The organism is Streptomyces soli (assembly GCF_003999195.1).
GTDB classification, from domain to species: domain Bacteria; phylum Actinomycetota; class Actinomycetes; order Streptomycetales; family Streptomycetaceae; genus Actinacidiphila; species Actinacidiphila soli.
The window spans coordinates 18,243-27,875 of the sequence record NZ_RJVR01000065.1 but is presented as its reverse complement, the minus strand read 5'-3'; the positions used below and the strand labels follow the sequence as shown (position 1 = coordinate 27,875).

The 9,633-nt window shown below is 69.3% G+C and carries 9 protein-coding genes; 4 read left to right on the top strand and 5 right to left on the bottom strand.

Going from position 1 to position 9,633, the window contains the following annotated elements:
• Positions 1 to 25 precede the first annotated feature (25 nt).
• From EFK10_RS05105 to EFK10_RS51865, 4 genes are all read left to right on the top strand, one after another.
• Positions 26 to 262, top strand: coding sequence for a hypothetical protein (locus tag EFK10_RS05105; protein WP_127354578.1), 237 nt, complete (start codon positions 26 to 28; stop codon positions 260 to 262).
• A gap of 280 nt (positions 263 to 542) precedes the next feature.
• Positions 543 to 950 carry a hypothetical protein gene (locus tag EFK10_RS05100; RefSeq protein ID WP_127354577.1) on the top strand — a complete coding sequence of 136 codons (408 nt, stop codon included), beginning with the start codon at positions 543 to 545 and terminating at the stop codon, positions 948 to 950.
• A complete protein-coding gene (locus EFK10_RS05095; RefSeq protein WP_127354576.1) occupies positions 923 to 1,201 on the top strand; it encodes a hypothetical protein in 279 nt (92 codons plus the stop codon). The genes EFK10_RS05100 and EFK10_RS05095 overlap by 28 nt, the downstream gene beginning before the upstream one ends.
• Before the next feature lie 1,150 nt (positions 1,202 to 2,351).
• Positions 2,352 to 2,480, top strand: a complete 129-nt coding sequence (locus tag EFK10_RS51865; RefSeq protein WP_265737470.1) for a hypothetical protein — start codon at positions 2,352 to 2,354, stop codon at positions 2,478 to 2,480.
• Between the two features lie 757 nt (positions 2,481 to 3,237).
• Here EFK10_RS51865 and EFK10_RS05090 read toward each other — a convergent pair.
• The 5 genes from EFK10_RS05090 to EFK10_RS05070 all read right to left on the bottom strand — a co-directional run bounded on the left by EFK10_RS05090 (position 3,238) and on the right by EFK10_RS05070 (position 9,594).
• Positions 3,238 to 6,138: an FAD-binding and (Fe-S)-binding domain-containing protein gene (locus EFK10_RS05090; RefSeq protein ID WP_127354575.1), complete on the bottom strand. Its 2,901-nt coding sequence runs from the start codon at positions 6,136 to 6,138 to the stop codon at positions 3,238 to 3,240.
• Positions 6,139 to 6,235: 97 nt separating this feature from the next.
• Positions 6,236 to 7,096 carry a fumarylacetoacetate hydrolase family protein gene (locus EFK10_RS05085; protein WP_127354574.1) on the bottom strand — a complete coding sequence of 287 codons (861 nt, stop codon included), beginning with the start codon at positions 7,094 to 7,096 and terminating at the stop codon, positions 6,236 to 6,238.
• Positions 7,097 to 7,145: 49 nt separating this feature from the next.
• Positions 7,146 to 7,880: an SDR family NAD(P)-dependent oxidoreductase gene (locus EFK10_RS05080; protein ID WP_206305306.1), complete on the bottom strand. Its 735-nt coding sequence runs from the start codon at positions 7,878 to 7,880 to the stop codon at positions 7,146 to 7,148.
• A gap of 31 nt (positions 7,881 to 7,911) precedes the next feature.
• Positions 7,912 to 8,739 carry a carbohydrate ABC transporter permease gene (locus tag EFK10_RS05075; protein WP_127354572.1) on the bottom strand — a complete coding sequence of 276 codons (828 nt, stop codon included), beginning with the start codon at positions 8,737 to 8,739 and terminating at the stop codon, positions 7,912 to 7,914.
• A gap of 12 nt (positions 8,740 to 8,751) precedes the next feature.
• Positions 8,752 to 9,594 (bottom strand): carbohydrate ABC transporter permease, encoded by an 843-nt coding sequence (locus EFK10_RS05070; RefSeq protein WP_164835826.1) that lies wholly within the window; start codon positions 9,592 to 9,594, stop codon positions 8,752 to 8,754.
• Between the last annotated feature and the right edge of the window lie 39 nt (positions 9,595 to 9,633).

Here is a 9,633-nt window from a genome sequence, read left to right as displayed (position 1 = left end):
GCGTCCGCCGTGAAAGGAGACTGCAATGCGGGTTTCCCGTTTCGCCGCCGCGCTGGGCGTCGCGGCCGCCGTCCTCGTGGGCGGCGCCACCGGCGCCACCGGCGCCAGTGCCGCCACCTCGGCACCCACGCCATCCCATGCGACACATGACCATGACCGTGGCGGCGAATCCGACTACGGCCACCATCACTACCGCGGCGACCACGACTACGGGCGCGGCTACCGCCACGACCGCCACGACCGCTGGCACCACCACCGCTGAGACGAGCGGCACTGACCGCCGCTGACCCGATCGTCCCCGGGTGCCCTTCCGCCATGGCGGAAGGGCACCCCCGCGGTCTTGCCGGAGCACAGGCGTGCCGCCCGCAACCTCACCGCCGCCCAGGAGCAGCTCGACGCCGCCGTACCGAACGCCGAGCGCGTCACCGGGCCATCGAGCCCACCACCGCACGCTTCCGGGGAAACCGACATACCCGTCACGGTTCGACACTGCACCACCCACAGCAGTACCGACCAACCCGAACCAGCGCCTACCCATACCGATGGATCCACCTGAGCAACCCTTACTCCGGCTCCACAACGCGATCGTCGCGACCCCTGCGGGGCGCCCCCTCGACACGTCCGACTCCTCGTACCACGACCAGGACGGCAAGCCCATGTTCTACCCGCGCGGGTGGCAGCTCCAGCCCCGCGGCATCGCCCGCGCCTTCGAGTACATGGACCTGCCGACCACCGCCGACGGCGACGGCGAGCGGCAGGACACCAACCTCGACCAGCTTTGCCGTGCCATCCGCGACGAGGACGCCCGCGAATACCGGCCAGGTCGCCGCTCGAAGCCGCTCCACGCCCCCAGAGCCCGCACGCCAGGCCCAGGCTATCCAACCTCCCCCCCGGCGCCACCCCCGCTGCTACCGTCCCTGATATGTCCGATGAACTGCGCCTCCCGCTGACGCCCGAAGAGCGCGAGCGTCTCACCGCCGCGGCGGTCGCACGCGCCCAAACCCCGGAGGAATTCGCCCACGACCTGGTCATGAACGCAGTCGACGGAGCCTTCACCCGCGCCCTGGTCAGCCTGCGCACGGACATGGCCGTCCTCACCCAGGCAGAGGCCCCGCAGCCCCCGCGGCCCGTCGCCGATCCCGACGAGACCGACGCACCCATGTCCAGCCGTGACCTGCGCGCTGGACATCACGCCGCATAACCGCCTTCCTCACCACGCCGTACTTACTCAGCATCGCCGGCGAGATACCCGGCGACCCCCAGTGCGATGACCTCAGCAAGAAGGACGCCATCCTGGCCCGCCCCCGTGCCTCGGCCGGGACGTCTGCGGCACCAACTGGCTCAAGGCCGCCGCCATGCTCGAGACGGCCGCCCGGCTCCGCCCGCTCGAGGATCACAACGACGCATTCGCCTGATCCATCGCCCGCGCCTTCCTGGAACTGAACGGCCCGAGGACCGCATCATCGTCCCGCAGATCGCCACGCAGCTCCGCACATGGGCGACCGCGTAGGACCACCAGGGTCAATTCCCGCGCCCGTTGATACGAGCCCCGCCGGTTCGGGAACCCGTCGTATACGGCAGCCGCGCCCGCAATGGCCGGTCACTCAGATTGCGGGCACTTGCCGTCTACGGCCGCGCCCGCGATGGGGACCCCCTGCATCGCCGGCGCGGCCCTTGGCTGTCCGAGCAGCCGACAGCATCGCCGTGTGAGCACACGTCAGCAGCCGATCGCACTATGAGAAGCGCTCAACGAGCGCCAACCCCGCTGCCTCACCGCGATCTACAACAACGACCAAGACGCCGAGTCCAACAACAAAGGCCGGGGGACTCGACTGGGGATCACGCCGACCTGCTCTTCTGCCTTAACCTGTCGGCATAACGCCCGGTACTCCGCCTCCTTGGCCTCGGCCCCACGCATCCTTGGGCGCATGTACAGCTCCGCGCGCAGAGACAGCCCGCCGCTTTGCGCTGTCCCACCCACCGGACCGTCGATCTGCCAACCCGGTCCGGCGCTGCGGTTGCGCAGTCGCTGCTGCGCACCGTGGCGGTGCGCAGCGCGCGGCTGAGTGACGGCAGCTGGTCGGTCGTCGTCGCTGCGCAGTTCACCGTCCGTAACGACACGAGCGGTTCGTCCTCGGCTGCGGACGCGGATGCGCGGACGGTCGTGCGGTACTTCGCCGTCCCGGTCCTCGCGTCGGACACCGCTGGCGGGACGGGCGCGTTCACGGTGACCGCGGCCCCCGCCGAGATCGCCGGCCCGGGCGCGGCGAAGGCGGCCGCTTCGCCTCTGATCAGACCACCGGACCGGGCGCGAGATCACCGCCCGGATCTCCGCCAGAGTCCGCACCGAGATGGGTTGGGTCGACGCCGCCACCATCAAGGCCGCCGGAAACCGAGTCATGGCCGCCGCAAAGACCATCCTTGCCGCCGTCACCCCGACCAACCACACCGACGACACCGACGACGACCAGCCCGGGTGACCGCCCCACCCGGGGCCCGGTCACCCGGGCCCCGGCCCCTCCCCGCCAAGGAGAGCCCCCACGGACACCACCGAGATCACTTGGGTTGACCGCCAGTACCCAGTACCCGAGACCCGCCCCGCCCAGCTTCACCGGGGCGCAGCAGGTCACGCGGCAGCTTGCCGACGCCGTCACCGCACGGGGACACACCGTCACCGACGTGACGTACCTCGAGGAGACCGCCACCGACGCGAACGGCCGCCCTACATGGCACACCGGCCCCCGCGCCACCCGCGCCGAGTTCACCACCGACGGCCACGCAGTGGTCATCCGCCACGACGCCCAGGCCAGTTGGAACGCGGACCCCTGGCCGGTCGCCGTCGGCGGCCAGCCCCAGGAGCACCCGCCCCTGTACCCGCTCACCTGGCGCGAACGCGTCCGGATGCTCGCCCTGACCATCCGCCGCGCCGAATGCCGACCCCACCCCAGGGGGCCCGGCCCACCCGGCCCCTGCCCGCCCGAGGCGCCCTGTTCTGCGCGGCCCAGGAGGACGACACCGATCCCCCAGGAGCCAAGCCGTCCGTCCCACCCGCACACGGGCCCTTCCCAGCCCGGAAAGGCCGGCCAGGCACAGCAGCGCCCCGCCGGCCCGCCCAACCCACCACCAGGAGGAACCCCGCCATGCCCAACTTCACCGCGTTCACCGCCCGCGAGACCGTCACGTTCGCGCTGCTCAACCCCACGGCGGAGCGCGTCGGGGACGTGCGCCGACATCTGATCAGAGCAGGGCTTCCCAGAGGAGTTCGAGGATGTGCCGGTAGTCGTGACCGGTGGCGCGGGTCATGCCGATCTCACAGGTGCGGTTGCACGACGCGTAGGCGGTGTAGGTGCGCCCCGCCAGTTCGGCGGACTCTGCCCTTGTCGCCGAGGCGGTGAGCTCGGGATGCAGCAGACCCCTGTCGCCGGCGAATGCGCAGCACCCCCAGGCCTGGGGCACGACGACCTCATCTGCCACCGCGCCGGCGAGGGACCGGAGCGCATCATCAAGACCGAGCCTGGTGGAGGAGCACGTGGGGTGCAGGGCGAGGGAGGGCAGCCGCCGTTTGACTTCGATTTCCGGAAGCACGTACTGCGATACGAACTCGACCGCGTCGACCACGCGCAGCCCTTCGTAGGGGCTGCCCTCCGCACGGGCTGCCGCGACGCTGGACCTGAGTCCCTCGGTGCATGACGAGGCGTCGCACACGACTGGAAGCTCGCCGTGTCGGCTTGCCTCCCACAGCGCGGGAAGTAGCCGCTGCCTCATCGTGTCGTAGCCTGAGCGAAGTCCCTTGGACTGCCAGGGCGTGCCGCAGCACAGGCTGTCCAGCTCGGGTGGCAGGGCGAGGCGCACACCGGCGAGCCGGCTGAGCTCCGCGAAGGCCCGGCCCGCGCCTGCCTCGCGTGTGGTTGTGCCGAACATGGAGCCGACGCAGGCGCTGAAGAAAACAGCGTCCACCTCGCGGTGGCCGCTGCGTTCGCTCTCCTGGTCGATGAGGCGTCGACGGGCCTGGCCGCCGGGGGGCAGGTCGGCGGTCCACAGCGGGACCGCCTCCTCGCCGCCGACGCGCCGCGCGGCCTTCGTGGCGCCGGTGACCACAGGCTCAGGGAGCGAGGCGGCAATGTCCAACGCGAGCGCGGCGGCCCTGGTCGTGGCGCCCCAGTGTTTGGCTGCGGTCCGCCACCCGGCCTCGGACACCTTGCCGTGTTCCCGGGCACGAAGCCGCTTGACGAGGTCACCGGTGTTGATCAGGACGGGGCACGCGGTTTGGCACATGCCGTCCACGGCGCAGGTCTGCACCGCGTCGTAGTCGTAATCCTCATCGAGTTCGCGCAACAGCTCGAGGTCACCTCGCGCCTCGGCTGCGACCATGGCCCTGCGCAGCACAATGCGCTGGCGCGGGGTGGTGGTGAGGTCGCGGCTGGGACAGACCGGCTCGCAGTACCCGCATTCGACGCAGCGGTCGACCTCGGGCTCCACTGTCGGGGTCGTCTTCAGGTGCTGAACGTGGGCGCCCGGGTCGTCGTTGATGATCACACCGGGGTTCAGGAAGCCGCCGGGGTCGCACAGGCGCTTGATGTCGCACATGACGTCGTAGAGCTCGTCGCCGTACTGCCGGCGTACGTAGGGCGCCATCATCCGGCCGGTACCGTGCTCGGCCTTCAACGAGCCGCCGTGTCCCAGGACGAGGTCCACTATGTCCTCGCTGAAGCGGTGGTAGCGCGTGAGGTTCTCCGGGTCCTCGAAGCGCTCGTTGAGCATGAAGTGGATGTTGCCGTCCTTGGCGTGGCCGAAGATGACGCTGTCGTGGTATCCGTGCCGGTTAAAAAGCCGGGTCAGTTCCTCGCAGGTCGCCAGCAGCGCCGGTACCGGGACCACGATGTCCTCGAGCAGTGCCGTCGTCCCGGAGGGGCGGGCGCCGGCGACGGCAGCGTAGAGCCCTTTGCGGACGTGCCAGAGGCGGTTACGTGATCGCGGGTCGCCGGTCAGGTGCGCCGGTGTTGACAGCGGCAGCTGTTGCAACACCCCCTTGTGGTCAGCTGTGTGAGCGGCGAGCGCGTCGGCGGATTGCTCCTGATACTCCACAAGCAGGGCCGCGTGGTTCGCAACGGCGATCTCCTGCAGGACGCGGTCAGCTTGCGGGTCGAGCTGCCCGACCCGTAGCGATGCCGCGTCGAGGAGCTCGATCGTTGCTGGGGCCGTCTCCACCAGGGCCGGCAATGCCCCGGTCGCGGCGCTCAGCGTGTCGAAGACCAGCAGCCCGGTGACGGCGTGCGGCATGACCGGGACGGCTCGGAAGGTCGCCTCGGCGACGAACGCGAGCGTTCCCTCGCTGCCCACTACCAGGTGCGCGAGGACGTCGACCGGCCGGCTGTGGTCCAGGAACGAGTTCAGCCCGTAGCCCATGGTGTTCTTCATGGCGAACTGCCGGCGGATGGTGCGCACCGACTCGGGGTTCGCCAGGATCCGCTGGCGCAGCCGGTCGAGGCCCTCGTAAAGCGCCGGCTCCCGCGCCCGCAGACGTTCGTCGGCGTCGGGTTCGCCGGTGTCGATCACAGTGCCGCTGGGCAGCACCAGCGTGAGCGAGTCCAGGGTCGAGTACGTGTTGTGGCGGGTGCCGCATGCCATGCCGCTGGAGTTGTTGGCGATGACGCCGCCGACGGTGCAGGCGCTCTCGCTGGCGGGGTCCGGTCCCAGCTTGCGGCCGAACGGTGCGAGTCGGGCGTTGACCTGCCGCACCACGGCGCCGGGCTGGACGCGGACCCTGGCCCCGCCGTCGAGCACCTCGATGTCGCGGAAGTGGCGGCGCGTGTCCACCAGCACTCCGTCGGTGACGCCCTGCCCGCTCAGGCTCGTGCCGCCGGAACGGAAGGTCAGTGGAACGCCGAGGGCCGCGGTGGCGCGCAGGAGCCGGCCGACTTCCTCGGCGCTGTCCGGCGCGACCACCGCTTGGGGCGTCAGCATGTAGTGCGAGGCGTCGTTCGCCCGGGCCAGGCGGTCCGACGCGCGGTGCAGCACGCGGTCGGCTCCGGACAGCGCTGCGCGCAGGTCGGTCAGCAGGCCCTCCGCGGGGGCCGGCAGCCCGCCGTGTCGGGCGCGATCTTCGTCGGCGTTCGGCCGGTGCCAACTGCGCGGCATCGACGGTCCTTTCAGGTTGTTCGAGCGTTGCTCCAGCTCATCAGCCGGTCGGGGCGTCGCACGACTGCGTGCAGTCGGCGATCGATCGTTGGGCCGTTCAGGGCGCTGCGGCCACGACCTGCCGCTGTGTGCCGAGGTTGTCGATGCCCAGCTCCATGACGTCGCCGGGCTGCAACCAGATCGGCGGGGTGAAGCCCATCCCCACGCCAGGAGGGGTTCCGGTGTTGATGAGGTCGCCGGGCTCCAGGACCATGAACTGGCTGAGGTAGTGCACCAGGTGGGTTACTCCGAACAGCATCGTGGCAGTGGAGCCGGTCTGTCGGCGGACGCCGTTGACGTCCAGCCACATGCCCAGGTTGTCGACGTCCCCGACCTCGTCTGGGGTGACGAGGTACGGCCCACACGGGTTGAAGGTTTCCGCCGACTTGCCCTTCACCCACTGACCGCCGCGTTCGAGCTGAAACGCTCGTTCGCTGACGTCGTTGACGAGCACGTAGCCGGCGATGGCGTCGGCAGCCTCATGCTCGTCGGCGAGATACCGGCACCGCTTGCCGATGACGACGCCGAGCTCGACCTCCCAGTCCGGCTTGGTCGAGCCGCGTGGGATGTACACCGTGTCGTTCGGGCCGACGAGCGTGTTCGGTGCCTTGTTGAACACGATGGGTTCATCCGGGATGGCCTGACCGGTCTCGGCGGCATGGTCGCTGTAGTTCAGGCCGATGCAGACGATCTGGTGCGGCCTGGCGATCGGCGCCCCGACTCGCTGCCCGTTCACGGTGGCCGCCCCGCCCGAGGCCACGCGATCGGCCACCGCGTCGGCGAGCAGCGACGGCCCGCCGCGGGCGAAGAAGCGCTCGTCGAAGTCATCGACGAGGTCGGAGACGTCTACGTAGGTGGTCGCGTCGATGCGTACTGCTGGTTTCTCCTGGCCGACGGGACCGAGGCGGATGAGTTGCATGAGTCCTCCAAGACTCGCGGGGGCGTAAAAAGGGGGGAGCTGACGATGGTCAGAACCGTGCCGTGAGGCCTCCGTCGACCGTGAGTACTTGGCCAGTGACGTAGGAGTTGGCTTCGCTGGCGAGCCACGCGACGGCCTCGGCGATCTCGTCGGGCCGGGCCGCGCGGCGCATCGGCAGCCGGTCGTTGTCGACGTAGACCGTTTGGAACGAGTCGCTGTCGAGCTCGTCCACGCCGTCCACGACCGACATGCGCGTGGCGACGAATCCGGGCGCGACTACGTTGATGAGCACGCCGGTCGTAGCCAGCTCGATCGCCGCAGTCCGGGAAGCTGCCTCCAACCCGGCCTTTGACACGTCGTAGGCCAGCGAGCCCGGCTCGGTGAAGCGCGCGTGGATGCTGCCGACATTGACCACCCGGCCGTAGCCGGCCCTGCTCATCGGGCCGCACAACTGGCGCATGAGCAGGACCGGAGCATGCAGGTTCACCGCGAGGGTGCGCTGATAGGCGTCGAAGTCCAGCTCAGTCGCGCGGCTGGGCAGTGAGACACCGGCGCAGTTGACGAGGATGTCCACTCCCCCGAGCCGCTCGGTCGCCTGACCAGCGGCCCGCAGCACCGCATCGGCGTCCGAGAGGTCCACAATGACCGTGTCCGCCGGGCTGTCCCCGGTCTCGATGTCGAGGACGACGACACTCGCGCCGTCCCGCTGCAGCCGTGCCACCGTTGCCGCACCGATGCCGTTGGCTCCGCCGGTCACGACGGCACGGCGTCCGATGAAATCCACGATGATCTCCCTATGTGTCCTATGGGATGGTTCACTCGCCCTTGACGGCGCCGGCGGTCAGGCCCTGGATGAAATAGCGCTGCCCGAACAGGTAGGCGAGGACGAGGGGCAGGACGGCGAGCGACATGCCCGCCATCACGGTGGGGATGTCGAGGCTGTACCGGCTCTGGAAACCGGTGAGACCGACCATGAGCGTCTTTTTCGAGTCGCTCTGGAGGAAGACCAGCGCCAGAAGCAGCTCGTTCCACACCCACAGGAGGTTGACGACGACCAGCGTGGCGACGGGCGGCCCAGACAGCGGAAGCACGATGCGCCAGAAGGTGCGCCACGCCGAGGCGCCGTCGATCGCGGCGGCTTCGAAGATGCTGGCTGGGATCGCCCGGAAGAAGTTGGCCAACAGGTAGATGGAGAACGGCAGCATCAGGCCGACGTAGATGATGATCACGATTCGGTAGGTCGAGATCCATCCGAGCTTGGCACCGAGCTGGAACAGCGGGAGCAGCAGCACGACGGGAGGGACGACCATGAGGGACACGGTGAGCGCGAGGACCGTGTCCCTGCCGCGGAACGGCCAGTGCACGAGCCCCCACGCGGCCATGGCGGCGATCGTCACCGTGATGAGCACGGCAGCGACGGTGAGCACGACCGAGTTCAGGAACCACTGCGCGAGCTGGTCGCCCAGGGCCGCGCGGAAGGCCCCCAGGCGCGGGGACGTAGGCAGCGACCACGGGCTTCGCAGGAATTCGTCTTGAGACTTCAGCGCTCCGGTGACCATCAGGTACGCGGGCGCGAGCGCGGCCGCGGTGAGGATGAGAAGGATGAGGTGCCTGAGAGGGGCGCCGAGACGGGTGGTGGACATGATGTTTCCCCTTCAGTCGCCGAACGCGCCTTCGCCCGAGCGCTGCAGGCGGAAGAAGCTGACGATGAGCCCGAGCGTCGCGATGAAGAGCAGCACTGCTGCCGCTGCGGCGAGTTCCGGGGTCTGGTCCGCGAAGGCGGCGCGGTAGATGTAGAGCTCGGATACGACGGTGGAGCTTCCCGGGCCGCCCTGGCCGTTCGTCATGACGTAGACATAGTTGAAGACCCACGACACCATGACGATCGCCTCGTTGACGATGTAGAAGAGAACAATGCCGCGCAGTTGCGGGATCGTCACGTTCCAGTGCATCCGGAAGAAGCCGGCGCCGTCGAGCCGCGCGGCCTCGAACACATCGGCCGGCAGGGACAGCATGCGGGCGAGGAAGAGGATGATGCCGAAGCCGACTTCCTTCCAGACGATGATGGCCGCCATGGTCCACAGCGCACGGGACGGATCGCCCAGCCAGTCGCCGGCCAGTCCTGCCAGGCCGACGCTGCGGAGCGCTTCGTTGAGCCCGCCGTTGAGTTGGAGCAGCTGGCCGAACACCACTCCGACCACGGGGATGGGAAGGATGTACGGGAAGAACAAGGCGGCGCGGTAACCGCGCAGCCCTCGCTTGGTCTCCAGGAGCAGAATTGCGACGCCCAGCGACAGGGCCAGCAGCACTGGAACGACGAGCAGCAGGAGGGCGTTGTGCCAGATCGCCGTAAGGAACAGCGGATCGGTCAGCACAAGTTTGAAGTTCTCGATCCCGGCCCATGTGCCCTGGTACTGCAGGGACTGGGAGAACAGCTCGAACAGCGAGTATCCGAAGACGGCGAGGATGATCAGCGCCGCGGGTGCTACCCACGGCACGATGGCCAAGTTGGGGCCGCGGCGGCGCTGCGGCTGTGG

Coding starts and splice junctions, on each gene's coding strand:
- EFK10_RS05105 (WP_127354578.1), top strand. CDS start 26: ATGCGGGTTTCCCGTTTCGCCGCCGCGCTGGGCGTCGCGGCCGCCGTC.
- EFK10_RS05100 (WP_127354577.1), top strand. CDS start 543: ATGGATCCACCTGAGCAACCCTTACTCCGGCTCCACAACGCGATCGTC.
- EFK10_RS05095 (WP_127354576.1), top strand. CDS start 923: ATGTCCGATGAACTGCGCCTCCCGCTGACGCCCGAAGAGCGCGAGCGT.
- EFK10_RS51865 (WP_265737470.1), top strand. CDS start 2,352: ATGGGTTGGGTCGACGCCGCCACCATCAAGGCCGCCGGAAACCGAGTC.
- EFK10_RS05090 (WP_127354575.1), bottom strand. CDS start 6,138: ATGCCGCGCAGTTGGCACCGGCCGAACGCCGACGAAGATCGCGCCCGA.
- EFK10_RS05085 (WP_127354574.1), bottom strand. CDS start 7,096: ATGCAACTCATCCGCCTCGGTCCCGTCGGCCAGGAGAAACCAGCAGTA.
- EFK10_RS05075 (WP_127354572.1), bottom strand. CDS start 8,739: ATGTCCACCACCCGTCTCGGCGCCCCTCTCAGGCACCTCATCCTTCTC.